The 23,431-nt window shown below is 44.1% G+C and carries 26 protein-coding genes and 4 tRNA genes; 23 read left to right on the plus strand and 7 right to left on the minus strand.

Translation table 11 applies throughout. The features are described 5' to 3' along the window. The 13 genes from rplF (at nucleotide 1) to C3F22_RS01020 (ending at nucleotide 8,143) form a co-directional block, all read left to right on the plus strand. Complete coding sequence (gene rplF, locus C3F22_RS00960; RefSeq protein ID WP_004786903.1) at nucleotides 1-534, plus strand: 50S ribosomal protein L6; 534 nt, start codon at nucleotides 1-3, stop codon at nucleotides 532-534. Nucleotides 535-548: 14 nt separating this feature from the next. After that, nucleotides 549-899 (plus strand): 50S ribosomal protein L18, encoded by a 351-nt coding sequence (gene rplR / locus C3F22_RS00965; protein ID WP_004281497.1) that lies wholly within the window; start codon nucleotides 549-551, stop codon nucleotides 897-899. A gap of 2 nt (nucleotides 900-901) precedes the next feature. Beyond that, the gene (gene rpsE / locus C3F22_RS00970) at nucleotides 902-1,399 is read left to right on the plus strand and encodes a 30S ribosomal protein S5 (protein ID WP_004786901.1); all 498 of its coding nucleotides are present in this window, start codon (nucleotides 902-904) and stop codon (nucleotides 1,397-1,399) included. A 6-nt stretch (nucleotides 1,400-1,405) separates the two neighbouring features. Continuing rightward, the gene (gene rpmD, locus C3F22_RS00975; RefSeq protein WP_004786899.1) at nucleotides 1,406-1,582 is read left to right on the plus strand and encodes a 50S ribosomal protein L30; all 177 of its coding nucleotides are present in this window, start codon (nucleotides 1,406-1,408) and stop codon (nucleotides 1,580-1,582) included. Between the two features lie 3 nt (nucleotides 1,583-1,585). Continuing rightward, a complete protein-coding gene (gene rplO, locus C3F22_RS00980) occupies nucleotides 1,586-2,026 on the plus strand; it encodes a 50S ribosomal protein L15 (protein WP_004786897.1) in 441 nt (146 codons plus the stop codon). A gap of 44 nt (nucleotides 2,027-2,070) precedes the next feature. Continuing rightward, nucleotides 2,071-3,390: a preprotein translocase subunit SecY gene (secY, locus tag C3F22_RS00985; RefSeq protein WP_171065444.1), complete on the plus strand. Its 1,320-nt coding sequence runs from the start codon at nucleotides 2,071-2,073 to the stop codon at nucleotides 3,388-3,390. Nucleotides 3,391-3,410: 20 nt separating this feature from the next. After that, complete coding sequence (gene rpmJ / locus C3F22_RS00990) at nucleotides 3,411-3,527, plus strand: 50S ribosomal protein L36 (RefSeq protein WP_000867907.1); 117 nt, start codon at nucleotides 3,411-3,413, stop codon at nucleotides 3,525-3,527. A gap of 107 nt (nucleotides 3,528-3,634) precedes the next feature. Continuing rightward, nucleotides 3,635-3,991, plus strand: a complete 357-nt coding sequence (gene rpsM, locus C3F22_RS00995) for a 30S ribosomal protein S13 (RefSeq protein WP_004786893.1) — start codon at nucleotides 3,635-3,637, stop codon at nucleotides 3,989-3,991. 19 nt (nucleotides 3,992-4,010) lie between these two features. Beyond that, entirely contained in the window at nucleotides 4,011-4,397 is a 387-nt protein-coding gene (gene rpsK, locus C3F22_RS01000; protein ID WP_001040166.1) for a 30S ribosomal protein S11, read from the plus strand. 12 nt (nucleotides 4,398-4,409) lie between these two features. Further along, a complete protein-coding gene (rpsD, locus tag C3F22_RS01005; protein WP_004786890.1) occupies nucleotides 4,410-5,036 on the plus strand; it encodes a 30S ribosomal protein S4 in 627 nt (208 codons plus the stop codon). Nucleotides 5,037-5,052: 16 nt separating this feature from the next. Beyond that, the gene (locus C3F22_RS01010; protein WP_004786889.1) at nucleotides 5,053-6,060 is read left to right on the plus strand and encodes a DNA-directed RNA polymerase subunit alpha; all 1,008 of its coding nucleotides are present in this window, start codon (nucleotides 5,053-5,055) and stop codon (nucleotides 6,058-6,060) included. 18 nt (nucleotides 6,061-6,078) lie between these two features. Next, nucleotides 6,079-6,444 carry a 50S ribosomal protein L17 gene (rplQ, locus tag C3F22_RS01015; protein WP_004786886.1) on the plus strand — a complete coding sequence of 122 codons (366 nt, stop codon included), beginning with the start codon at nucleotides 6,079-6,081 and terminating at the stop codon, nucleotides 6,442-6,444. 208 nt (nucleotides 6,445-6,652) lie between these two features. After that, a complete protein-coding gene (locus C3F22_RS01020) occupies nucleotides 6,653-8,143 on the plus strand; it encodes a flavin-containing monooxygenase (protein WP_104425688.1) in 1,491 nt (496 codons plus the stop codon). A 53-nt stretch (nucleotides 8,144-8,196) separates the two neighbouring features. On the opposite strand, the gene C3F22_RS01025 is transcribed toward C3F22_RS01020, so the two are convergent. Then, on the minus strand, nucleotides 8,197-9,369 hold the full coding sequence (locus C3F22_RS01025) for an acyl-CoA dehydrogenase family protein (protein ID WP_104425689.1): 1,173 nt from the start codon (nucleotides 9,367-9,369) through the stop codon (nucleotides 8,197-8,199). Between the two features lie 182 nt (nucleotides 9,370-9,551). Between C3F22_RS01025 and C3F22_RS01030 the strand changes: the two genes are divergently transcribed. From C3F22_RS01030 to C3F22_RS01050, 5 genes are all read left to right on the plus strand, one after another. Continuing rightward, a complete protein-coding gene (locus tag C3F22_RS01030; RefSeq protein ID WP_034590267.1) occupies nucleotides 9,552-9,809 on the plus strand; it encodes a succinate dehydrogenase assembly factor 2 in 258 nt (85 codons plus the stop codon). Continuing rightward, nucleotides 9,802-10,188, plus strand: coding sequence for a hypothetical protein (locus C3F22_RS01035; protein ID WP_104425690.1), 387 nt, complete (start codon nucleotides 9,802-9,804; stop codon nucleotides 10,186-10,188). Before C3F22_RS01030 ends, C3F22_RS01035 begins: the two co-directional genes overlap by 8 nt. A gap of 545 nt (nucleotides 10,189-10,733) precedes the next feature. Continuing rightward, nucleotides 10,734-11,774: a hypothetical protein gene (locus C3F22_RS01040; RefSeq protein WP_004786877.1), complete on the plus strand. Its 1,041-nt coding sequence runs from the start codon at nucleotides 10,734-10,736 to the stop codon at nucleotides 11,772-11,774. Between the two features lie 72 nt (nucleotides 11,775-11,846). Beyond that, nucleotides 11,847-12,419, plus strand: coding sequence for a rhombosortase (gene rrtA / locus C3F22_RS01045; protein WP_104425691.1), 573 nt, complete (start codon nucleotides 11,847-11,849; stop codon nucleotides 12,417-12,419). 177 nt (nucleotides 12,420-12,596) lie between these two features. Then, the gene (locus C3F22_RS01050; protein WP_104425692.1) at nucleotides 12,597-14,879 is read left to right on the plus strand and encodes a TRAP transporter large permease subunit; all 2,283 of its coding nucleotides are present in this window, start codon (nucleotides 12,597-12,599) and stop codon (nucleotides 14,877-14,879) included. 48 nt (nucleotides 14,880-14,927) lie between these two features. On the opposite strand, the gene C3F22_RS01055 is transcribed toward C3F22_RS01050, so the two are convergent. From C3F22_RS01055 to rnr, 6 genes are all read right to left on the minus strand, one after another. Beyond that, a complete protein-coding gene (locus tag C3F22_RS01055) occupies nucleotides 14,928-15,803 on the minus strand; it encodes a DMT family transporter (protein WP_104425693.1) in 876 nt (291 codons plus the stop codon). A 60-nt stretch (nucleotides 15,804-15,863) separates the two neighbouring features. After that, on the minus strand, nucleotides 15,864-16,283 hold the full coding sequence (locus tag C3F22_RS01060) for a hypothetical protein (RefSeq protein WP_034169654.1): 420 nt from the start codon (nucleotides 16,281-16,283) through the stop codon (nucleotides 15,864-15,866). 14 nt (nucleotides 16,284-16,297) lie between these two features. Continuing rightward, nucleotides 16,298-16,510 (minus strand): YheV family putative zinc ribbon protein, encoded by a 213-nt coding sequence (locus C3F22_RS01065; RefSeq protein WP_171064841.1) that lies wholly within the window; start codon nucleotides 16,508-16,510, stop codon nucleotides 16,298-16,300. 40 nt (nucleotides 16,511-16,550) lie between these two features. Then, entirely contained in the window at nucleotides 16,551-18,590 is a 2,040-nt protein-coding gene (locus tag C3F22_RS01070; RefSeq protein WP_104425694.1) for a M3 family metallopeptidase, read from the minus strand. An 83-nt stretch (nucleotides 18,591-18,673) separates the two neighbouring features. After that, the gene (locus C3F22_RS18235; RefSeq protein ID WP_158651670.1) at nucleotides 18,674-18,976 is read right to left on the minus strand and encodes a hypothetical protein; all 303 of its coding nucleotides are present in this window, start codon (nucleotides 18,974-18,976) and stop codon (nucleotides 18,674-18,676) included. A 357-nt stretch (nucleotides 18,977-19,333) separates the two neighbouring features. After that, nucleotides 19,334-21,781 carry a ribonuclease R gene (gene rnr, locus C3F22_RS01080; protein ID WP_104425696.1) on the minus strand — a complete coding sequence of 816 codons (2,448 nt, stop codon included), beginning with the start codon at nucleotides 21,779-21,781 and terminating at the stop codon, nucleotides 19,334-19,336. Nucleotides 21,782-22,042: 261 nt separating this feature from the next. Here rnr and C3F22_RS01085 point away from each other — a divergent pair. The 5 genes from C3F22_RS01085 to C3F22_RS01105 all read left to right on the plus strand — a co-directional run bounded on the left by C3F22_RS01085 (nucleotide 22,043) and on the right by C3F22_RS01105 (nucleotide 23,365). Further along, a tRNA-Ser gene (locus C3F22_RS01085) sits at nucleotides 22,043-22,132 on the plus strand. A gap of 13 nt (nucleotides 22,133-22,145) precedes the next feature. Then, nucleotides 22,146-22,222 (plus strand) — tRNA-Arg (locus C3F22_RS01090). 49 nt (nucleotides 22,223-22,271) lie between these two features. After that, nucleotides 22,272-22,348: transfer RNA gene (locus C3F22_RS01095), tRNA-Arg, on the plus strand. A gap of 117 nt (nucleotides 22,349-22,465) precedes the next feature. Continuing rightward, the gene (locus C3F22_RS01100; RefSeq protein WP_104425697.1) at nucleotides 22,466-23,056 is read left to right on the plus strand and encodes a dihydrofolate reductase family protein; all 591 of its coding nucleotides are present in this window, start codon (nucleotides 22,466-22,468) and stop codon (nucleotides 23,054-23,056) included. Nucleotides 23,057-23,288: 232 nt separating this feature from the next. After that, nucleotides 23,289-23,365 (plus strand) — tRNA-Arg (locus C3F22_RS01105). The last annotated feature ends 66 nt before the right edge of the window (nucleotides 23,366-23,431 follow it).

Genomic DNA, 23,431 nt, shown 5'->3' on the forward strand with positions numbered 1-23,431 from the left:
ATGTCTCGTGTGGCTAAAGCCCCAGTAACTGTACCTAACGGTGTAACAGTTACTCAGAACGGCCGGCAGGTCGAAGTGAAAGGCAGCAAAGGTACATTGTCTTTCAACCTGCATGCGCTGGTCGAGCTAAAACAGGAAGACGGTACTCTAGTTATTGCTCCTAAAGCTGAATCTAAAGATGCTTGGATGCAAGCTGGTACTGCTCGCGCTGTGCTTAACAACCTTGTAAAAGGTGTAAGCGAAGGTTTCGAACGTAAGTTACAACTTATCGGTGTTGGTTATAAAGCTGCGGTTAAAGGTAACGTTGTTAACCTTAACCTTGGTTTCTCTCACCCGATTGACTATACGCTTCCTGAAGGTGTAACTGCTGAAACTCCAACTGCAACTGAAATCGTACTTAAATCTGCTGATAAAGCAGTTCTAGGTCAAGTCGCTGCAGATATCCGTGGTTACCGTCCACCAGAGCCTTATAAAGGTAAAGGTGTTCGTTATTCTGACGAAGTTGTACTTCGTAAAGAAGCTAAGAAGAAATAAGGCGCGAGGTTCTTATGAACGAAAAGAAACAATCCCGTTTGCGTCGTGCGAAAAGCACACGCTTGCACATCCGTGCATTGGGTGCGACTCGTTTGTGTGTAAACCGCACTCCGCGTCACATCTATGCTCAAGTTATCTCAGCAGATGGTGGCAAAGTATTAGCGCAAGCTTCTACTCTAGACGCTACTCTACGTGCGGGTACTACTGGTAACGTTGAAGCAGCTCAGAAAGTAGGTGCTTTAATCGCAGAACGCGCTAAAGCAGCTGGTGTTACTAAAGTTGCATTTGACCGTTCTGGTTTCAAATATCATGGTCGTATCAAAGCCTTGGCTGATGCTGCCCGTGAAAACGGCTTGGAGTTCTAATCATGGCTAAAGTTGAACAAAACGAAGGTCTTGTTGAAAAGCTGGTTGCCGTTGATCGTGTAGCCAAAGTTGTTAAGGGTGGTCGTATCTTCTCTTTCACAGCATTAACTGTTGTGGGTGATGGTAATGGTCGCGTAGGTTTTGGTCGTGGTAAAGCGCGTGAAGTTCCAGCTGCTATTTCTAAAGCACTTGAAGCTGCTCGTCGTAACATGATTACTGTTGACCTTGTTGATGGTACTGTTCAGCACCCTATCAATGCTCGTCACGGTGCAAGCCGCGTTTACATGCAACCTGCTTCTGAAGGTACTGGTGTAATTGCTGGTGGCGCGATGCGTGCAGTTTTAGAAGCTGTTGGCGTACGTAACGTATTAACTAAATGTTATGGCTCTACAAACGCTGCTAACGTAGTAAACGCGACTTTTAACGGTTTGCGTGATATGACTTCTCCTGAGAAAGTTGCTGCGAAACGTGGTTTAACAGTAGAACAAATTCAAGGGTAATCAATCATGAAAACGATTAAAGTTACCCAGACTAAATCTGCATCGCACCGCTTGAAAAATCACAAGCTGAGCCTGAAAGGTTTAGGTCTGCGTCGTATTGGTCATACTGTAGAAGTGCAAGATACGCCTTCTAACCGTGGTATGATCAACCAAGTCTACTATATGGTTAGTGTAGAGGAATAAGCCATGACTCTGCGTTTAAATACAATTGCACCTGCAGAAGGTGCTAAGCGTGACAACCTTCGTCTAGGCCGTGGTATCGGTTCTGGCGTTGGTAAGACTGGTGGTCGTGGTATCAAAGGTCAAAACTCACGTAAGAGCGGTGGTACTCGTCCAGGTTTCGAAGGTGGTCAAACTGCACTTTATCGTCGTTTGCCTAAATTCGGTTTCACTAGCCAATTGGCTTTGAAAACTGCTGAAGTACGTTTATCTGAGCTTGCTAAAGTTGAAGGTGACATCGTGTCTCTTGAAACTTTAAAAGCTGCGAACGTTGTACGTAAAGACATGACTCGTGCTCGTATCGTACTTTCTGGTGAAATTACTCGTGCATTCACTGTACAAGGTGTTGCATTGACTAAAGGCGCTAAAGCTGCTGTTGAAGCTGCTGGTGGTAAAGTCGAGGAGTAATCCCAGTGTCTATGACTCCTAGTTCTTCAGGTCATGTCAACATGATGAAAGGCCAACCATTTCATGTGAAATACCGTGAAATTATTCGTCGAATGATGTTTCTCATTGGTGCGTTGTTGGTGTTTCGACTAGGAGCGCATATTCCAGTACCAGGGATTAATAATGCCGCGCTAGAAAATCTGTTTAATGCAAACCAAGGTACCATCCTTGGTTTGTTTAACATGTTTTCGGGGGGTGCATTAGAGCGAATGTCGATTCTTGCTTTAGGGATCATGCCATACATTTCTGCATCGATTATCGTGCAGTTGATGTCTACTGTGGTTCCTCAGCTCGAAGCTTTGAAAAAAGAAGGCGAGCAGGGCAAACGTAAGATTAACCAATACACACGACAAGGCACGCTGTTCCTTGCACTTGTGCAAGCAATTGGTATGTGTGCTGGCCTGATCAGCCAGGGAATTACCCTGACCTCTGGTCTGGCTTTTTATGTTCCTGCAGTAACCTCTTTGGTTGCGGGGACCATGTTCTTGATGTGGCTGGGTGAACAAATTACCGAGCGTGGGGTGGGTAATGGTATTTCCATGATCATCTTCGCAGGTATCGTTGCAGGATTGCCGACTTTGGTTATGCAGTCTCTGACTTCAGTTGATAATGGCCAGTCTAGTCTAATTGGACTAGCAATTTTTGGTCTGTTATCGATTGCTGTACTTGCAGCGATTGTGTTTATCGAGAAGGCGCAACGTCGTATTCCGGTGAACTATGCTCAAAAGCAGCAGGGACGTCGTGTATTTACTGCACAGCAAACGCACTTGCCATTAAAAATTAATATGGCGGGTGTAATTCCGGCAATTTTTGCCAGCTCTTTACTTTTGTTCCCAGCGAGCTTAGGTCAGTGGGTTGGTAGTTCGGATCCAAGTGCAGGAATTATCAAGCGTAGTCTACAAGACTTGGCATTGGTGTTATCGCCTGGTCAGCCGTTGTATTTGGTGCTCTTTGGTGCGTTAATTATCTTTTTCTGTTACTTCTATACAGCACTGGTATTTAGTCCTAAAGAAGTGTCAGAGAACTTGAAACGCAGCGGAGCTTACGTGCCTGGTATTCGTCCAGGTGAGCAAACTGCTCGTTACTTAGATCATATTCTCAATCGTTTGACCTTTATCGGCGCGATATACATCACTGTCATCTGTTTAATGCCGATGATTCTGCAAAGCTCTTTTGGTATTCCATTTAGCTTGGGCGGAACATCGTTGCTGATCGTGGTAGTGGTGGTGATGGACTTTATGGCTCAGCTTCAAGCACATCTCACCTCGCACCAGTATGACAATCAAACGTTAATGAGAAAAACGACTGCTCATCCTAAGGGATAAGCGCACTTAGAGGTTTCATCATGAAAGTACAAGCTTCTGTAAAGAAAATTTGTGGTAGCTGTAAAGTTATCCGTCGTAATGGGGTTATCCGCGTAATTTGTAGCGCAGAACCTCGTCATAAGCAGCGTCAAGGTTAATCTGATCAAGACCTGTTGATTTCAGTAGGCGAATTGGGTTATTATCCGCCCCTCAAGATTTTTGTGGGGCGGTTGATTATCTCTACTGCCTTTTTGGAGAAAATTGAATGGCTCGTATTGCCGGTGTAAACATTCCGGATAACAAGCATGCTGTTATCTCTCTAACGTACATCTTTGGTATTGGTCGCCACACTGCTAAGTCAATCTTAGCTGCTGCGGGTATCCCAACTACTACTAAGATCCGTGAATTAGATGACGCTCAGCTTGATGCGATTCGTGCAGAAATTGCCAAGGTTCCGACCGAAGGTGATTTACGTCGCGAAATTTCCATGAACATTAAACGTTTAATGGATTTAGGCTGCTACCGCGGTCTTCGTCATCGTCGCAGCTTGCCTGTCCGTGGTCAACGCACCAAAACTAACGCACGTACCCGTAAAGGTCCGCGCAAACCAATTAAGAAATAAGATTTCTGGAAGCTAAAAGATGGCTAAAGATACTCGCACACGCAAGAAGGTCACTCGTACCGTCTCTGAAGGTGTTGCACACATTCACGCTTCTTTTAATAACACCATTGTGACTATTACCGATCGTCAAGGTAATGCACTGGCTTGGGCCACTTCAGGTGGACAAGGCTTCCGTGGATCACGTAAATCAACTCCGTTTGCTGCTCAGGTAGCTGCTGAAGTTGCTGGTAAAGCAGCTTTAGATTACGGTTTGAAAAACTTGGACGTCCTTGTGAAAGGTCCTGGTCCAGGTCGTGAGTCTGCGGTTCGTGCATTAGGTGCAGTGGGTTATAAAATTAACAGCATTACCGATGTGACTCCAATCCCTCACAACGGTTGCCGTCCACCTAAAAAACGTCGCGTGTAAGGAGAAACATTCATGGCTCGTTATATTGGTCCAAAATGCAAACTCTCTCGCCGCGAAGGGACAGACCTGCAATTAAAATCTGGCGTTAAACCATTTGACGTCAAAACTAAAAAACACGCTAAAGCTCCTGGTCAACATGGTGGAGCTCGTGGCGGTAAACAATCTGAGTACTCACTACAATTACGTGAAAAACAAAAAGTACGTCGTATGTACGGTGTTTTAGAGCGTCAATTTAGTAACTACTACAAAGAAGCTGCTCGTGTTAAAGGCGCAACTGGTGAAAACCTGTTGAAATTGCTTGAAAGCCGTCTTGATAACGTTGTTTATCGCATGGGTTTTGGTTCTACACGTGCAGAAGCTCGTCAGTTAGTATCTCACCGTTCAATCACTTTAAATGGCCGTCGCGTTAACATCGCGTCTATCCAAGTTAAAGCTGGTGACGTGATTGCAGTTCACGAAGGCGCTAAACAACAATTACGTATCAAAAACGCAATTGAATTAGCTGCTCAACGTGGCATTCCTTCTTGGATGGAAGTAGATCATTCTAAACTAGAAGGTACGTTCAAAGCTGCACCGGATCGTTCTGATTTACCTGCTGAAATCAACGAAAGCTTGATTGTAGAATTGTATTCTAAATAATCCTTGAGGTAGCAATATGACGCGTACTGCAAATGAGTTTCTAACTCCGCAAGCGATCAAGGTCGAAGCGGCAAGCGGGACCTCGGCAAAAGTTATTCTAGAACCCTTAGAGCGTGGCTTTGGTCATACTTTGGGCAATGCTTTACGTCGCATCCTTCTTTCTTCTTTACCTGGCGCTGCTGTGGTAGAAGTTGAGATTGAAGGTGTTGAGCACGAGTACAGTACTTTGGAAGGCTTGCAGCAGGACATCGTCGAGCTCTTGCTGAACCTAAAAGGATTGTCTATTAAGCTGTTCGATCAAAATGAAGCTTATTTAACATTAGAGAAACAAGGTCCAGGCGACGTAACTGCGGCTGACCTTCGTTTACCTCATAATGTTGAAGTGGTTAACCCTGAACACTTGATCGGCACGTTAAGTGCATCAGGCAATCTTAAGATGCGCCTGAAAGTGGCTCAAGGCCGTGGCTACGAGACTTCTGACTCACGTTTCCCAGAAGGCGAGACTCGCCCAGTGGGTCGCTTACAGTTAGATGCATCTTACAGCCCGATCAAACGTGTGTCATACACAGTGGAAAACGCTCGTGTAGAACAACGTACTGACCTTGATAAACTGGTCATTGATCTTGAAACCAACGGTACAGTTGATCCAGAAGAAGCAATCCGCAAAGCGGCAACAATCTTGCAACAACAAATTGCAATCTTTGTTGATCTTCAGAAAGATCAAGCTCCTGTGGCTCAAGAACCTCGTGAAGAAGTTGATCCAATTTTGCTTCGTCCAGTAGATGATCTAGAGCTAACTGTTCGTTCTGCTAACTGTTTGAAAGCAGAAAACATTTACTACATTGGTGATCTTGTACAGCGTACTGAGGTTGAGTTACTTAAAACTCCTAACCTTGGTAAAAAATCGCTTACTGAGATCAAAGATGTTCTGGCTTCCAAAGGCTTACAACTCGGCATGCGTTTAGAGAACTGGCCACCAGCTAGTCTCCGTATGGACGATCGTTTCGCCTATCGTAGCCGTTAATTAAGTAGGACTATCACCATGCGTCATCGTAATAGTGGTGTGAAATTAGGCCGTACAAGCAGTCATCGTAAAGCGATGTTCCAAAACATGGCTAACTCTTTGTTCGAGCACGAGTTGATCAAAACAACTGTGCCTAAAGCAAAAGAATTACGTCGTGTTGCTGAGCCTTTAATCACTTTAGCTAAAGTCGATACAGTAGCAAACCGTCGTTTGGCGTTTGCTCGTACTCGTTCAGCTGCAACTGTTGGTAAATTATTTACCGTTCTTGGCCCTCGTTACAAAGAGCGTAACGGCGGTTATCTACGTGTTCTTAAAGCGGGCTTCCGTGCAGGTGATGCTGCACCGATGGCTTACGTTGAGCTAGTAGATCGCGAAGTTAACTAATTTCGTGTAGAGCAGCAAACGTTGTTCGAAAAGGTCGGTTGAATAAACCGGCCTTTTTTATTGTCTTGCATTTACCCATTATCAGGCAGTTTAGAAATTTGTCCTGAAAAGATAAGAAAATAATCACTTTTATTCAAACTTGACATTGTGCATTGTCAATTTTGTGCTTTAATAAAAATATATGACAATACTCAGGTAAAAGAAGAATATGGAAAAGCAAGTTGATATTTTAATTGTAGGCGCGGGGATCTCGGGAATTGGTCTGGCGGCCCATCTTTCTAAACATAGTCCTCAACGCTCATTCGAAATTATTGAACGTCGCGAAAGCTTTGGCGGTACGTGGGACCTGTTTAAATATCCTGGTATCCGTTCAGATTCGGACATGTCGACTTTTGGCTTCAACTTTAAGCCTTGGAAAAAAGAAAGTGTATTGGCTTCTGGCTCGGCAATTAAAAATTATCTTGCAGAAGTGGTTCAGGAATTTAACTTGAGCTCAAAAATTCATTTTCAACATCGCGTCGTTAGTGCCAATTATGATTCAGCGACACGTAAATGGTCAGTCGTAGCTGAAAACGCTCAGGGCAAAAAGCAGACCTGGATCGCTAACTTTGTTCTTGGCTGTACGGGTTACTACAATTATGATCAAGGCTTCCAGCCGGAATTCCCGAATCAGGATGCATTCAAAGGTACATTCATTCACCCGCAGCATTGGCCTGAAAATCTGGACTATAGCGGAAAAAAAGTAGTGATTATTGGCAGTGGTGCGACAGCGATTACCCTAGTTCCAGCTATGGTCAAAGGCGGTGCAGGGCATGTGACCATGTTACAGCGCTCTCCAACCTATATCGCTTCAGTTCCTTCGATCGACATGATTTACTCAAAAATGCGTAAATTATTGCCAGAAGACGTGGCCTATAAGCTGACCCGTGCGCGTAATATCGGCATGCAGCGTGGTATCTACGCACTTGCACAAAAACAGCCAAAACTACTGAAAACATTATTATTGAAATCTGTACAGTTTCAGTTGAAAGGGAAAGTGGATATGAAACACTTTACCCCGAATTATGAACCTTGGGATCAGCGCCTATGTGTAGTGCCAGATGGTGACTTGTTCAAAATTCTGCGTGAAGGTCATGCATCTGTAGAAACAGATCATATCGAGAAATTTACTGAAACCGGGATTCAGCTGAAATCAGGTAAACATCTGGATGCGGATATTATTGTGTCTGCTACTGGTTTAAATATTCAGATTCTGGGTGGTATTCAGGCCACGATGGATGGCAAGCCTTTGGATACGTCGAAGCATATGCTGTATCAAGGGGTCATGCTCAGTGATGTGCCAAATATGGCGCTGATTATTGGTTATATCAATGCTTCCTGGACCTTGAAAGTGGATATTGCCGCAGAATATATCTGCCGTTTGCTCAATTATATGGATCAGCATGGTTATGATGAAGTGATTCCAGAAGGGGATGCTACGGAATTACTTGAAGATACGGTGATGGGTAGTTTAACTTCAGGCTATATTGCCCGTGCCGCAGATGTGATGCCGAAACAGGGTAAGCATGCACCTTGGAAAGTATCTAATAACTACTTGGCAGACCGTAAAGAGCTTAAAACGGCATCTTTTGAAGATGGAGTATTGAAATTCAAATCGAAATCCAGTGCTGTGCCAGCCAAGCCAAGATTGGTGTCTTAAGTATAGACATAGATAAAAGGAGTACCTGATGTACTCCTTTTTCATATTTCAAATTAGAGTGATCTGGAAATCAGTTCCTTCATGATTTCATTGGTTCCTGCATAAATGCGGTTCGCGCGATTATCCAGGTACGCTCGTGCAATCGGATATTCCAGCATAAAGCCATAACCGCCATGCAATTGTAGGCATTCGTCAACCACTTTGCTATACAGTTCAGAAATTTTGTATTTAGCAGCTGCGGCGGCATCAACTCCCAATTTTTGAATAAGCTGTAGTTGCATACAACGGTCCAGATAAGCTCGGCAGATTTCAATTTCGGTACGCAGTTCTGCCAGTTTAAAACGGGTATTTTGAAAAGCGCTGATCGGTTTGCCAAAGGCTTGACGTTCTTTGGTGTATTTTACCGTATGTGCGAATGCCGCTTCTGCTCCTGCCTGACATATGATGGCCACAATTAACCGCTCCCAAGCCAGTTCTTTCATCAGCATCATAAAACCCATGCCTTCCTGACCTAGCAGGTTTTCTTTAGGCACACGGACATTGTCAAAGAACAGTTCACAGGTATCCTGACCTTTCATGCCGATTTTATTTAAGGGTTTACCTTTACTAAATCCTGCACGATCTGCTTCGACCATAATCAAAGAAAGATTGGCAGAGCCTTTCTCACTATGACCCGTCTTACATACCGCAATTGCCGTATCACAAAGATAGCCATTGGTAATGAATATCTTGGAACCATTAATCACATACTCATCACCCTCTAATACAGCACTAGTGCGTACTGCCTGCAGGTCGGAGCCAGTTCCAGGTTCGGTCATCGCAATTGCCGTGACCACTTCACCTGTAGCCATTTTCGGGAGCCATTGCTGCTTTTGTGTTTCATTGCCAAAGTTCAGAATATAATTGGCCACGATATCGGAGTGCAGTGAAAATCCTGTCGCAGAGTCGCCTGCATAGGCCTGTTCCTCGATCAGGATCATACTGTATAAACGATCCACCCCTGAACCGCCATAAGTTTCAGGCATCGTGGCACAGAGAAGGCCAAGTTCACCGGCTTTATTCCAGAGCTCACGATCGACATGCTGTTGCTGTTCATATTTTTCTGTATGCGGAATCACTTCCTTTTCATAGAATTTTCGCACCGTCTCACGAAAGGCTTCATGTTCATCATTGAATAGTTGACGTGGTAGCATGCTGGCCAATGGACGGATCGCACTCGAATGCATCTTATAATTCCCTTATTGTGATGTTTTATTTAACTTAAGATAGAGCAGACGAGGGAACAATGAGCTGAATGTTCAAATCTGGAGAATCTGCTGATGCTTTTGGTCATTTGTATGAAATACCTCGAAATTCAGCAATGGCTTAAGGTAAACTACTCAGGTTTGTAACGAGTTGGGAAAATTCGATGACTGATGACATCACCTTAGAAGAGCGCAAAGTGATTTATCGCGCGCGTCGTGGCTTGAAAGAGATCGATGTATATTTTGATCCCTACGTGAAAAACTATTATCTCACTGCTGATCCCTTCGAAAAACAGATGTTTGCTGAGCTGGTTGCACAGGAAGATCCAGACCTGCTGGACTGGTTTATGGAAGTGTCTGAACCCCCACGCCCTGAATTAAAAGATTTTATCAAGAAGCTTAAATTTTACGTTCATGGATAATCGTTGTTTCAAGCTGAAACGCAGCAAGTGTGCGCTGGTGTTTCAGCTTTTTATTTTTGCTGTATTGATGTTTCTGCTGTATCAGTTATTGCCTATGGCGATTTGGCTGGTTTGTGGTGTCATCGGATTGGTCATCTACCAGTTGTTTTATCGTAAGACACCGCACATTGAGCAGTTTGAATATCTGGATGGACGTGAATGGTCGCTGACAGCAGCTGCGCAAGGCACACGGCGAGTGTTGATCAGTCACGTGATTGATCACCAAGCTTATATCGTGGTGTATTTCCAGCATGCAAAAGCACGTCCGTTGCTCATCTGGTGTGACCAGTTGCCTTTTAAACAATGGAAGTCTTTGAAAGTTTTGACAAAAATACTTTAATTGTCCGACAAATGATATTCCGAAATTTTAAATAAATTGATTAAAAATAAATATTTATCCGCTAACCCCGCTTGAATTGTCAGACAAAAAATTATATTTCTCTGCAAAAACAATGAATTGTCTGACAATTTTTCAGCTGCTTTTTTTATAAGCAGGTACATTTAAGTCACCAACAGCGAACACAGGAGATCATGATGGAATTTCCAATGTGGATGTTTTTGATCGTTGCGATTGTGATGGCCCTAGTCATAGGACGGCTGGGAACGGTGCTGAAGGACAGATTTTCACCTAAATAACAGAATTAAGCTCGAGAACCTATTTTCTTCTCGGCTTGCCAAGTTGATAAGTAGCATGTGCTGAACCGTCGCAATGCTACTTTTTTTTGCCCAAAATTTGGGATTTTATCTACTGCAGTCAATTGCAGCTGGGCAATTTAATGGCAAAGTGTCTGGTCTAAATTAGAGTAAATACTCTTTTATTCGTTATATGCTTCTGATATGTTTAGCAGAATAATGGACATAATCACAATTATAGAGGACAGGAAAATGTCGAGCGTCCGAAAAATATGCCAAGGTATGGCGACCATTGCAATAACAACAACAGTTCTAACAGGATGTTCTCAGGTCATTAAAACCGGTGCCAATGTGGCGCTGGGCTTCACTGAAAAGCATATTGTTCCACCAATCCTGGCGATGGATGATGCCGAGATGGTGTGTAATTCCGGGAATTCTTTAACACCGGCCATCATGTCGACTAAAGAAATGGGGGCTGATCCGACTCGTGTCGCAGTACTGATGTATTCTGCAGCCGGGATTTGTGCCGAGCAGAAAGCACTGGATGCAGAGCTGCGGTATCTGCGTGCTTCTAAAGTCAACCAGGTGACTGAAGCTCAGGATGCGCGGATTGAGCAGAAACGCTGGGCTGCACTGGCTGCACAACGCCAGTACACGGGTTATCAGTTATTCCAGACCCGTTATGAGAAAAAATATAAAAAAGCGCTGGGTGAAGGCTGTCCACGCATGAACAGTGATATTGAACAGACAGTTTATCTGCTGGGCATGCTGAGTGGCTTACAAGCCATGACTAATGACATTAACTCGGGTGGGGCTGTACAAGTACCTAAAGATATTGCGGCTGTGGTTGAGCGTGGCATGACCTGTCTGGATAATACCAAATTCTGGGGCGCGCCAAATGCAACCCGTGCTGTGATCTGGACTTTATTGCCAGGGGCAGGTGATGGAAAACCTGATCCTTACCAAACTCTGAAACAGTCAGTACAAATCGGTGAGCAAAAAGGTGTACGTTTATCACATGCCTTATATGCTGTAGCGGCACAGGCCAGTGGGGATGATGCCAAAATTCGTGATGCGTTAAGAACCTTTGATCAGGCACGTAGTGATGAAAAGCCGGTCAATCCTCAGTTCAAGCTGATCGACAGTATGGCTGCCATTATGGTGAATGGTATTTCTGACCGTTACTGGACTGAAAATACCGGTATTCGTAGTGCAGATGATGGCATGCAGACCTTCTGGGATGAAACAGATAATTCTTCAGAACTGGATGATCTGTTTAGCGCTGACCTATAAATTAATGAAAAATTAAGTGAATGATGCTCATAGAGGTCATTTTCAATATGCTGAAAGGAGTTCAAGGAGCCGATGCAAGATCAACATCTTCGACGAAAAATTATTTTTCTGGCGGCTTTTGTCTCTCTTTCAGCGAGTTTGCAAATCTTTAACGATGCTTTCATCTACTGGCAGGAAAGCCTGCTCGGGGAGTTTTGGCGGCTCTGGACCGCGCACTGGGTGCATGTCGGCTGGGCCCATTATTTTCTGAATATTCTTGCCTTTATCTGTCTACCTTTCATTTTCCCCCGTGCATCTGTGTGGCATTTCGTCTCGATTCTTTTGATTCTGCCGCCGTTGATCAGCCTGAGTTTTTATTTTTTCCTGCCAAATATTGAAGCATATGCAGGACTATCCGGGGTATTACATGGGGCTTATGTCGCAGTCGCCTGTGTGCATCTGCTTTATCAACGCGAACGTGGATTTGCCGTGCTGGTATTATTTTTAATCTTTGCCAAACTGATTTGGGAAAATACCATTGGAAATCAGGAAACTGCACAACTTATCGGCAGTCCGGTACTGGTCGAAGCGCATTTATTAGGGGTGATCTGGGGAGTGGTAGTCGCATTGCTCTATATCTTGGGCAATTATGTCCAGGATAGCTGAAACTGTTGGCAGAAAAGACAAAAAGAAAAGATAAATTGTCATTTTTATTCTGCTGATTTTCATGCAGAGTCAAAACAGAAAATAATAATACTGACCCTTGTAAAGGAATTTTCGGGGCAGACAGGAAGACCAGCGCTTAAAAGAATGTAAGGCGCGAAAACAAGAATAGGAAAATACATGCACAACGATAATCAAAACAGATCAGGATTAGGTCTGTTACGTTATATCTGGACAGAGTGGATCTCGACCTTTGTCGTGCTCATCTTGCTCTTACTGACCTTAGTGATTGGAACCGGGGAAATGATTCATGGTCAGTTACTGCGTATGGGCGAGCGTCTGTATGGTGATCCGGCGACAGGCATGCAATATTCGTTTTTGCGTGCTGAACCGAAAGCACCACAATGTGATCGTAATATTAATGTCGATCAAAAAGTTCAGGAGCAGATGAAAGCGGATGCTGCCGATGAATATGCCGATTTCTTCGGTGTACGTTCTGAAGCGGATGTGCGTGCTGCAGTGATGCAGGCACAACAGGTCTGTGAAGAGTCTTATCAGTTCTATGACAATGCGATAACGCATATTGAAGCGCATCCAAGTATTCGTGCCTATCGCAGTTTTGAAACTTCATTCTTTGGCATTTTCAAGTTCGGGACTGAAAACCGTGCCTTACTGTTGATTATCATGGTGGTATTTGCTGCAATCAGTGCAACATTGAAAACCCATCATATCGGTCTACGTAGCCCAGCCACCCGTATCGATTTCAAAGTCTATTCTGTGGCGATGCTGATCGCGAACAGTTTCCTGGTCTATTCTTCCTACAGCCAATATATGTCGGTGCTGAATTCCGGGGTGCCGATGGGAGACATGAAGTATGTCTACTGGCTATGGATGATTCTCTTTGGGACATTGACCCTGATCAGTCTGTACCAAGTCATTAAGCCACCTCAGGCGACCCGAGAGGGAGGCAGTTTTGGACTGGCTTTCTTAAGCGTGCCACTGTATGCCTATATGGCCATCAGTACTGGGTTTAACTTTGTCTTCTTGATGGATTACCCGATGGGTCAGGGTATCTATCTGGGGCAACTGGTTGAATTCTCGAGCATCTTCCTGAATCTGGCCTTATTTATCTGGGCCGGTATGTTGCTGAAACAAACCCGTGTCGTAGACATGTTCCTGAATATCCTGCGTCCATGGAATCTGGCACCAGAAACCTTGACCTGGTTAATCCTGCTGGCAGCTGCATTACCAACCGCTTATACCGGTGCATCCGGGATTTTCGTGATTGCTGCAGGTGCGATCATTTATAAGGAAGTGTGGAATGCCGGTGGTCGCCGTCAGTTTGCCTTGGCAGCAACAGCGATGTCCGGTTCACTCGGTGTAGTACTTCGCCCATGTTTATTAATTGTTGTGGTGGCTTCACTGAACAAGGAAGTGACAACAGATATGCTGTATCACTACGGTGCTTATGTCTTCCTGCTTAGCTCCACCTTATTCCTGATCATTTCATTATTCATTGCTGAAAATAAATTCCGTATTGCTGCACCTGGTCTGGCTGCACCACAGTCTGCACGTGCCTTTGTAAATGTGATTCCTTATATCGTGATTTTCATCCTGATCTGGCTGTTCTACAAATATGCCTTGTCTACAGATCTGAATGAATTTACTGCGCCTGTCATGATGCCAGTCATTCTATTGATGATCGTGCTATTTGATAAGTTGCGTCACGAGCCTGCACCATTACCGCCAGTGGGACATTGGGATGAAACCTTAACCACCACCTTAGGTTCAGCAAATACGCCTGCAATGGCGACCGCGGGTACAGCCATTAATGCTGAATATCGTGAAGCAGACCATATTGAGCAGCAGGGCAGTGAGCTGGCTGTAGACCATGGTGTAAAACGTTCGGCTGTTGGTGAAAGCCTGCGTCAAGTTGGCTTCTGGAAATCATTACACATTTCGACCAGTGAAACGGTTGGACACATTGGTGCGCTGGTGATCCTGATGGCACTGTCTGTCAGTGTGGGCGGCCTGCTGGAACGTATGGAAATTATGGAAGCGTTCCCGACAGATATTAGCAGTACCATTCTGGTGATTTCCATGATTGTTGGCCTGATGGTGTTCGTTGGCATGATCATGGACCCATTCGGTGCGGTGATCCTGATTTCAGCAACCGTTGCACCAGTCGCCTATCAGTATGGAATTCATCCTGTGCATTTCTGGATGATTACCTTGATTAGTTTCGAGTTGGGTTATGTGACACCACCAGTTGCTCTGAACCATCTGTTGGCAAGGCAATCCATTGGTGATGCGGAGGTGGCCGAGGCGGATGCAGAAGTTCGACATAAGTCCTTTTATTACCGTTATGAGCGCTGGATTTTACCGATGATCGTGTTACTGCCAGCGATGCTGATCATTGCCTATGTACCTTATGTATTTAAACTCTTCGGCTGGTATCAGTAATTTAAGCAAATAAAAAAAGCACCTTCGGGTGCTTTTTTTATTGTGGCCTTAACGCAGCCTAAGCTTATTTTGTAAAACAGGACTGCAAAGTAAAATCCCACAAAAAATCAGCCCTAATCCGAGCAGGCTATAGAGATCCGGAACTTCCTGCCAGAATAAATAGCCCCATAAGCCAGCGAAGAAAATCGCAATATAGTTCACTGGTCCAATCTGACCAGCAGGTGCCAGTTTATAAGCATTGGATAGAAATAACTGGCTGGTATTTGCCAATAAACCGGCTGCAATTAAATAACCGAGTTCAGTCAGGGTATAAGGACGCCAATGCCAGAACATTGGAATCATGGAAATCAGGGTGCCGATCAGACAGAAATAAAACACAATTCGTTCTGGTGGTTCAGTTTGGGTCAATGCGCGAACCGTGACAAAAGCCATAGCAGCCAAGAAGCTGGCACTCAAGCCAATCACAGACATTAGGTTAAATAAACCGGAATCAGGCTTAGCTACGCACAACACGCCAATAAAACCGATCGCAGCAGCCAGTAACATGCTTTGAGTGACTTTTTCTTTTAGAAACAGCCAAGCAATCAGCGGAATAAAAATTGGTGAGGAATAGGTAAAGACCATGGCATTGGAGAGCTTTAAATGTGCAATGGCATAGAAAAATCCATACATCGCCGTCAGACCTGCGACAGAACGCCAGGTGTGCATCCAGAGTTTTTCAGTTTTAAAAAAGTTAATGCCTTTATTGAAGATTAAAGGAAGAAAAATAAACAGGCCGACAAAATTCCGGAAAAATACCACAGTGGCATTATCAACGGTGTGTGAGGCGAAGCGGATACAGACGCCCATGACTGAAAACAAAAAAGCGGAACAGGTCAGAAAGACAATTGCCTTAACCAGATGCGAGGGAGAGGCTACACTCATGAGGGAACTTAGCTAGAAAATCTGTGGATATTCTAGCTGAAAATCCCTAACTCATTCTGACTATTGTGCCAGTTGTGCTTCGAGTAACTTGATTTGTTCCTCTTTGAGTTTAATCAGCTCATCCGCATCACTATGCTGTTGCTTCAGGCTTTTTTCCTGCTCATTGAGCTGTTGCTGAATATCTTCCAGTTTGGCAATTTCTTCTTTCGCCAAAGTGGCATTTTCAGTGACTTCTTCTCTTATAATAGAGGCATCGACCAAGACATTTTCAGAAGTAGGCACAATTTCTTCCGGTTCAGGTTCTGCTTTAGGTGCGGCTTGTGTCACCGGTGCGTGCATCAAGTCACCCTGATGTGCCGGTAATGTTTCATTTTGCGTGAGAAAAAACTGTGTAATTATTAAAACAGCAATAATCACAACAATTAATCCACTCACTATTCCCCATAAAAGTTTAGGATTTTGTCGATGATCTAGAGTCATTTAGGTTCCCGAAATTATTCTTTTGGCTGACGGGGTTTAAACTGAATCACACCAATTTCATCCGGAACGGCTGGTGACTCAGGTTCCTCGATATGGGTAGGACGGTTTTCTTCATACCCACATTCGATACATTCAATCCATTCAGCTTCACCAGAGGTCAGCATAACGATCCGATCCAACGCCTGACATTTAGGACATTTTGCGCCTGCAATGAAACGACGTTTGATAGCCATCATACTCACCCTGTGATTTACTTAAAAACGAAGTTTAAGCGTTTTTAGAGCGGTTCGTCCAACCTTGATGACGTAACAAAGCATCTATTTTTGGCTCGCGTCCGCGGAAATTGATAAATGCGTCAAGTGCTGTATCTTTTCCGCCAACTGCTAGAATTTTTTGTCTAAACTGCTTTCCAGTTTCAGTATTAAAAATTCCTTCTTCTTCGAAGCGATCGAAGGCATCACTGGCCAAAACTTCTGCCCATTTATAAGAATAATAGCCCGCTGCATATCCACCCGCGAAGATATGACTGAAGCTGTGCTGGAACCGGTTATATGCTGTAGTAGGTAAAACAGCGTATTTTTCACGAATCTCGTTCAAGGTTGCCTGAATCTGTTCAGCATTCAATGCCGGATTGGCACGGTGAATGGTTAAGTCAAATAAAGCAAATTCCAGCTGACGCAAAGTTTGCATACCGGACTGGAAGAAACGGGCATCCAGTAAGGCTTTTAACAAGTCAGCAGGTAAGACTTCTTTGGTTTCGATATGTTCGCTGAGCAGGTTTAAACTGTCCTGATCCCAGGCCCAGAATTCCATAAACTGGCTTGGTAGTTCGACAGCATCCCAATCCACGCCATGTGTACCAGCCACGGCAATATTGTCCACTTCTGTCAGCATATGATGCAGCCCATGACCAAACTCATGGAACAGGGTAATTACTTCATCATGAGTCAGTAGTGCAGGGCGGTTACCCACAGGTGGAGTAAAGTTTGCTACCATATAACAGATTGGTTTTTGCAGGCCTTCAGCAATTTGCATGCGTGAACGGAAGCCGCTCATCCAGGCACCGCCACGTTTGCCCTGACGTGCATAGAGATCGAAATAGAAACCGCCAATCACTTCGCCCTGATCTTCCAGTTCAAAATAACGCGCATCTGGATGCCAAACTGGCGCTTCACGTTCAACCACCTGAATGTCATATAAACGTTTCAGGATACTGAACAGGCCTTGCAGAATTTTTGGAGCCGGGAAATAGGGTTTTAGCGATTCCTGAGACAGATTAAACTGCTGCATTTTCAACTTTTCAGAATAGTAACTGCTGTCCCAGGGCTTTAATTCAGTAATACCATCTGCAGCAGCAATGGCTTTCAGTTCAGCCACTTCCTGTTTAGCAGGCGCACGGGCATGTTCCGCCAGATCATGCAGGAACTCATCCACAGCTTCGACATTTGGCGCCATTTTGCTGGCCAGTGAATATTCGGCATAGTTATTAAAGCCTAATAGCGCTGCCATTTCCTGACGTAGTTTCAGGATTTCTTCCATGATGGCAGTATTGTCAAATTCAGTCTGTTCTGACTGATCTGACGCGCGTGTGGTATAGGCTTTATAGAGTTCTTCACGCAGGTCACGATCTTCGGCATGAGTCATAATTGCCAGATAAGACGGGAAATCTAAAGTGGCAACCGGCTGATCCAGTTCACGTTGCTGACCATATTGTTTTAAGAGTTCAATATTACTTTCAGACAGCCCTGCTAACTCTTCTTCCTTAAGCGGTCTGAAATAAGCTTGAGTTGCATCCAGTACATGATTGGAGAAATCTGAGGAAAGTTGCGACAAACGTGCAGAAATTTCTGCATAGCGTTTTTTTGCTTCACCTTCTAGAGCCACACCTGACAATTTAAAGTCACGTAGCGCCAGTTTAATTGCACTTTGCTGGGCTTCCGGCAGTTCATTGAAGACCGGTGCATCCTGTACATGCTGATAGGTTTGATATAGCGCCGTATGCTGGCCCAACTGGGTATAGTAATCACTTAGACCCGGTAATAATGCCTGATAGACATCACGGGTTTCACTATTATTCATGACTGCGTTGAGATGCGACAAAACACCCCAGGACTCGCTCATATTATTTTCTAGCGTATCAACCTGTTTCAGGACCGCAAGTTGTTCCTGGACAGTATCAGGTGTCTGGTTCAGTTCATTTAGAAATTGCAAACCTTGCTGAATGCAGTTTTCAATTTTTTGTTTAAGATCTGCCAGCGTAATCTGATCGAATTGTGGAACGGGTAAAGTTGCTTTTTCTAATGTCATGTCGTTTCTGCCGAAGTCATTTCCTGTGTTAAATCTAGATGTAGGGCTTATTGGCAGGGAAATCAAGCATACGACGGTATTATTTATTCGACTTCAGACTGGATCCTGATCTCTTGAATTTCATGCACAATGCTGCCTAAATTACTTGTTGTAAGCTTAAGCTGTAGTTCAACGGGTTTATTTTGATAAAGCAGAAACTCAGAAGCAGATAACTCCATAACCGGTAAATGTCTATATTCTGTGTCAAAGGCATAAGAGATATGATTTCGAACACCTTTGAATTTCACAGCCTGAGTAATAATTGAAATACTGTTAGTTTCGCCTGTCAGCTTCGTATAAAGATAGGGTGGATAGGTGGTCAGATTAATCCAAAGTGCTGAGATCATGACCGAAGGAAAGATAAAAAGACTATAAAATTTGGGGCACTTTCTGAAATTACGCCAATGATAAGGTGGAAACCATAAACCATGCTGTTTGAGTCTTATAAAATACAGCAATATTCCAATACATATGACACAGCTTATAATCAATGCAAAATAATTCGTAAGTGGCGTTGCTACAAAATTAAAATACTTGAGTGCAATAAAGTCACTGAGGATCAAAATCGTAAAAATTAGAATCGCATAGATATGTAAATGCTGTTTATTATTTGATGCAATAAGCATGATATTTTTTTAGTCGTTATTTAACTGAATTATAAAATAAAAAGAGCGCCGTAGCGCTCTTTTTATGATCATCAGAAATTATTCAGTCTTGGCTTTTGCATTCGACTTTTTCTTTTTGATCTTGGCTTTTTTCTTTACTTTATCTTTAGCCTTTGCTTCAGACTTTCCTGCAGATTTTTTAGCAGGCTTTTTGCTGTAGGAACTGGGCTTGGATTTGTCTTTTTTGCGTCGTATGGGCTGTTCTCCATCATCACTGGGCTGGGCTTTTTGCGCACGCTCATGATTATTGAAGACTTCCTCTTTTGCTTCCGGACGTGGTGCAGGTTTTTTTTCTGCGACACGTGGAGCACGGACGCGAATTGGACGACCCGCATGAGTCAGTTGCTGGATCAATTCAAAGTCAATTTTGCGTTCTTCCAGATTGACTCCAGCGACCTTGATCTTGACTTCATCACCCAGACCAAAGATCTGGCCACGGTTCTGGCCGACCAGACTCTGGCTGCTTTGATCAAAGACAAAGAAGTCATCGCCCAACTGGCTAACATGCACCATACCATCGACATAGAGGTCTTTCAGCGTGACAAACAAACCAAATTCAGCCGTTGCACTGATAATTCCGACGAACTCTTCACCAAGATGTTGCTGCATATAGTGACATTTCAGCCAGGTCGTTACAGAGCGGGAGGCTTCATCAGCACGGCGTTCTGTCGCTGAGAAATGCTCACCGGCATCATCTAAAGATGCACCTGAAATTGGATATGGCTTTTTACTCAAATGAGCTTTGATAGCACGATGTAATAACAGATCCGGGTAACGGCGAATTGGAGAAGTGAAGTGTGTATACGCTTCATAAGCCAGACCAAAGTGGCCAGCATTGTCGGCACCGTAATAGGCTTGCATCATGGAACGTAATAACACGGCATGAATACTTGGCGCATCAATCCGGTCTTTGGTCGCTTCAATCACCGCTTGATAATCGGCTTGTGTTGGCTGTTCCGGGAATGGCAGACCCAGCAGTTTCACGAAATCACGAACTTTCTGGATACGTGAGAACTCAGGGGGTTGATGCACCCGGTACAGCATCGGTATTTCATTTTTCAATGCATATTCAGCTGCTGCAACGTTGGCTAGCAACATACATTCTTCAATCAGCTTATGCGCGTCATTGCGGGTACGTGGCAGAATCTCATTAATACCACCCAGCTCATCGAAAGTCATATAGGTTTCAATGGTTTCGAATTCCATCGCATTACGTTCAGCACGTAAGCCTTTTAGAATCTGATACAACTGGAACAGGGTATTTAGTGATTTACGTACACTACGATCTTCAGTGATTGCTGTACTGTCACCTTCAAAATACTTCGCGACCTGATCATAGGTCAGACGTGCCTTGGAATGCATGACTGAAGGATAGAATTCATACCCAGTGACTCGGCCAGCACGTGACAGTTTCAGATCACAGACCATGCACAGACGGTCGACATTCGGATTTAATGAACACAGGCCATTAGAGAGTGCTTCAGGCAACATTGGTAAAACGAAGTGTGGGAAATACACGGATGTCCCGCGTTCTTGCGCTTCATCATCCAGTGGTTTGCCCGGACGTACATAATGACTCACATCAGCAATTGCCACGACGACACGATAACCACCGCCCGGACGTTTTTCTGCATAGACCGCATCATCAAAGTCACGTGCATCTTCCCCGTCAATGGTGACAAGCGCTAAATCACGTAGATCGACACGGCCGTCACGGTCTTTGGCAGAAGGCTCTTTAAAGCTTTCCGCTTCTTTCAAGACTTCTTCAGGGAATTCATATGGCAGGCCATATTCCAGAATCGTCTGTGGAATGATGATTTCGGTATCGGCTTTGTCTGCCATCGACTGCACAATATGGCCAGTCGCAAATTCTTCTTTGGTTGGGTAGGTATCAATTGCCACGCGGATTGAATCGCCGACTTTGACCTGGGCATGCTCGATCAGCTCTTTTTCTAGAGTAATAGGCTGATGTGCATTTGGATTGGCTGGCTGAACAAAGTATTCGCCTTCATATTCAGACACTTTACCAATGATCTGTTTGACACGATGCTGCAAAACCTCGGTAATAAAGCCCCAGGCCTTACCTTTGCGGTCTACTGAGGTCTGACGGACTTTGACACGGTCACCGTTAAAGACCTGACGCAATTCACGTTCAGGTAAGAGCAGGTCATCTTCACCTGAAATATTGGCTGTGCCGCTTCCCTTGGAGTTGATATATACCGTTGCTTCATGCTCAGGCTGTTCCGCCGCGATCTGGAACTTGTAACCGTCTTTCATCAATTGCCCGTCACGTACCATCGCAATCAGACGATGGCTCAGGGCATCAATACTTTTTTGATCGGCAATTTCAAAATATTCCACCAGGTCGGCATGGGACAGGGCAGTTTTTTCTTCTATAGTTTCGAGAATCAGGGTACGGCTTGGAATAGGGTTGTCATAACGTTCGGCTTCAGCTTTTGCTTCAGGATCGACCCAATTTTTCATCATATCTTTAAAGTGTCCTTGGAGATAGGTTTAGCATAAGTCATGTCAGTGCAGACTGCACGTAAATGATTGCAATAATCTGTTTAAGTTTTCGATTTTTGGCTAATTTTAGATAACTGGAAATTTATCGGGTTTTTCAGGACTTAAATGACTAAAAACAGGGAAATTGTTTAAAAAGTATTTAAACGAGCAAAAATATGCAGTTTTTTTTTCAAGCTGTGCTTGCAGTGCTATGCCGAAATTTGTATTATGGCGGCACGTTACGGTGAGATGGGTGAGTGGCTGAAACCACGTCCCTGCTAAGGACGCATACGGGTAACTGTATCGAGGGTTCGAATCCCTCTCTCACCGCCACTTTACTTATGTCGCGCTCATAGCTCAGCTGGATAGAGCACTTGGCTACGAACTAAGGGGTCGGGAGTTCGAATCTCTCTGAGCGCACCAATAAGTAAATCGGAAAATAACGTAGTCTAATAAAGACGACACAAGTTACGCGCTCATAGCTCAGCTGGATAGAGCACTTGGCTACGAACTAAGGGGTCGGGAGTTCGAATCTCTCTGAGCGCACCAACTTGAACAATGAACCGCACATGTTGCGGTTTTTTTGTGCCTAAAATTTACAGAATCCGCCTGAATCACATGTTAAAAATAAATCCTAGATAACTCAATAAAAATAAGGGCATGGTGATGAGAAAAATTATTGTCCAGGAATTTCTGACTCTAGACGGTGTAATGCAGGCACCCGGCGGCCCGGAAGAAGATACATCTGGTGGCTGGATGGCGCCGTATTTTAGTACTGAACCCGATTCAGTATTTGATCGCATCATGCAAAAGTGGATGCAGTCCACCGATATTCTGATTGGTAAGAATACCTTTCAGATTTTTGAACCCTACTGGCCGAAGCATGCTGAAGACTGGCCAGGAATTAATGAAGTGAATAAATATGTGCTATCCACCAGTTTGGATCACTCGGACTGGCAAAATACGATCTTTCTAAAAAGTATTGATGAGATCATTAACCTGAAGGCTTCAGGGGAGGGGAATATTCGAGTGTATGGCAGTGCCGCAGTGGCACAGGCCCTTTTTAAACATGATCTTGTGGATGAACTCTATTTAATGACCTTTCCTATAATATTGGGCAAAGGAAAACGTCTATTTGCTGAAGACTCTATGCCAGCAGCATTTGCACTGACAGATCATCAAGTGACTTCAAATGGCGTGGTATTGAGCTGTTATCAGCGGGCAGGCAAGGTTAAAACTGGTCTGGTTGGAGAATAGCTCTATTAGGTTGTGAGCAAATGAATATGAGGTAACTGAAAGATTAATTTAGCTAATCCTGAAATTTTGCCAAGTCTGGGTTATTGCTTTTAACTCTAAATTCGCAGGAATTTTCATCAAAAAAACTGAAATATTGTAGTATCGTTTAATTACTGTACGTTCGGTTATAATTTTATTAAAAAACACTTAACAAGTGCTGAAAACTCTATATAATGCACCCCATCAAGACGTCGCGCTCATAGCTCAGCTGGATAGAGCACTTGGCTACGAACTAAGGGGTCGGGAGTTCGAATCTCTCTGAGCGCACCAATCTTGATAAAGAATACTAAAAAAAACCGCACATTGATGCGGTTTTTTTACGTCTTCAGTTTTTTA

The organism is Acinetobacter sp. ACNIH1, assembly GCF_002934695.1.
In the GTDB taxonomy this organism is placed as follows: Bacteria; Pseudomonadota; Gammaproteobacteria; order Pseudomonadales; family Moraxellaceae; genus Acinetobacter; species Acinetobacter variabilis.

Excerpts from the sequence above, each read along its gene's own strand:
- C3F22_RS01020 (WP_104425688.1), top strand. The coding sequence starts at position 6,653 with ATGGAAAAGCAAGTTGATATTTTAATTGTAGGCGCGGGGATCTCGGGA.
- rplF (WP_004786903.1), top strand. The coding sequence starts at position 1 with ATGTCTCGTGTGGCTAAAGCCCCAGTAACTGTACCTAACGGTGTAACA.
- rplR (WP_004281497.1), top strand. The coding sequence starts at position 549 with ATGAACGAAAAGAAACAATCCCGTTTGCGTCGTGCGAAAAGCACACGC.
- rrtA (WP_104425691.1), top strand. The coding sequence starts at position 11,847 with ATGCAAGATCAACATCTTCGACGAAAAATTATTTTTCTGGCGGCTTTT.
- rpsK (WP_001040166.1), top strand. The coding sequence starts at position 4,011 with ATGGCTAAAGATACTCGCACACGCAAGAAGGTCACTCGTACCGTCTCT.
- rpmJ (WP_000867907.1), top strand. The coding sequence starts at position 3,411 with ATGAAAGTACAAGCTTCTGTAAAGAAAATTTGTGGTAGCTGTAAAGTT.
- C3F22_RS01030 (WP_034590267.1), top strand. The coding sequence starts at position 9,552 with ATGACTGATGACATCACCTTAGAAGAGCGCAAAGTGATTTATCGCGCG.
- C3F22_RS01040 (WP_004786877.1), top strand. The coding sequence starts at position 10,734 with ATGTCGAGCGTCCGAAAAATATGCCAAGGTATGGCGACCATTGCAATA.
- C3F22_RS01070 (WP_104425694.1), bottom strand. The coding sequence starts at position 18,590 with ATGACATTAGAAAAAGCAACTTTACCCGTTCCACAATTCGATCAGATT.
- C3F22_RS01050 (WP_104425692.1), top strand. The coding sequence starts at position 12,597 with ATGCACAACGATAATCAAAACAGATCAGGATTAGGTCTGTTACGTTAT.
- secY (WP_171065444.1), top strand. The coding sequence starts at position 2,071 with ATGAAAGGCCAACCATTTCATGTGAAATACCGTGAAATTATTCGTCGA.
- C3F22_RS01025 (WP_104425689.1), bottom strand. The coding sequence starts at position 9,369 with ATGCATTCGAGTGCGATCCGTCCATTGGCCAGCATGCTACCACGTCAA.
- C3F22_RS01035 (WP_104425690.1), top strand. The coding sequence starts at position 9,802 with ATGGATAATCGTTGTTTCAAGCTGAAACGCAGCAAGTGTGCGCTGGTG.
- rpsD (WP_004786890.1), top strand. The coding sequence starts at position 4,410 with ATGGCTCGTTATATTGGTCCAAAATGCAAACTCTCTCGCCGCGAAGGG.
- C3F22_RS01055 (WP_104425693.1), bottom strand. The coding sequence starts at position 15,803 with ATGAGTGTAGCCTCTCCCTCGCATCTGGTTAAGGCAATTGTCTTTCTG.
- rplO (WP_004786897.1), top strand. The coding sequence starts at position 1,586 with ATGACTCTGCGTTTAAATACAATTGCACCTGCAGAAGGTGCTAAGCGT.
- rpmD (WP_004786899.1), top strand. The coding sequence starts at position 1,406 with ATGAAAACGATTAAAGTTACCCAGACTAAATCTGCATCGCACCGCTTG.
- rnr (WP_104425696.1), bottom strand. The coding sequence starts at position 21,781 with ATGATGAAAAATTGGGTCGATCCTGAAGCAAAAGCTGAAGCCGAACGT.
- rplQ (WP_004786886.1), top strand. The coding sequence starts at position 6,079 with ATGCGTCATCGTAATAGTGGTGTGAAATTAGGCCGTACAAGCAGTCAT.
- rpsE (WP_004786901.1), top strand. The coding sequence starts at position 902 with ATGGCTAAAGTTGAACAAAACGAAGGTCTTGTTGAAAAGCTGGTTGCC.
- C3F22_RS01100 (WP_104425697.1), top strand. The coding sequence starts at position 22,466 with ATGAGAAAAATTATTGTCCAGGAATTTCTGACTCTAGACGGTGTAATG.
- rpsM (WP_004786893.1), top strand. The coding sequence starts at position 3,635 with ATGGCTCGTATTGCCGGTGTAAACATTCCGGATAACAAGCATGCTGTT.
- C3F22_RS01010 (WP_004786889.1), top strand. The coding sequence starts at position 5,053 with ATGACGCGTACTGCAAATGAGTTTCTAACTCCGCAAGCGATCAAGGTC.
- C3F22_RS18235 (WP_158651670.1), bottom strand. The coding sequence starts at position 18,976 with ATGATCTCAGCACTTTGGATTAATCTGACCACCTATCCACCCTATCTT.
- C3F22_RS01060 (WP_034169654.1), bottom strand. The coding sequence starts at position 16,283 with ATGACTCTAGATCATCGACAAAATCCTAAACTTTTATGGGGAATAGTG.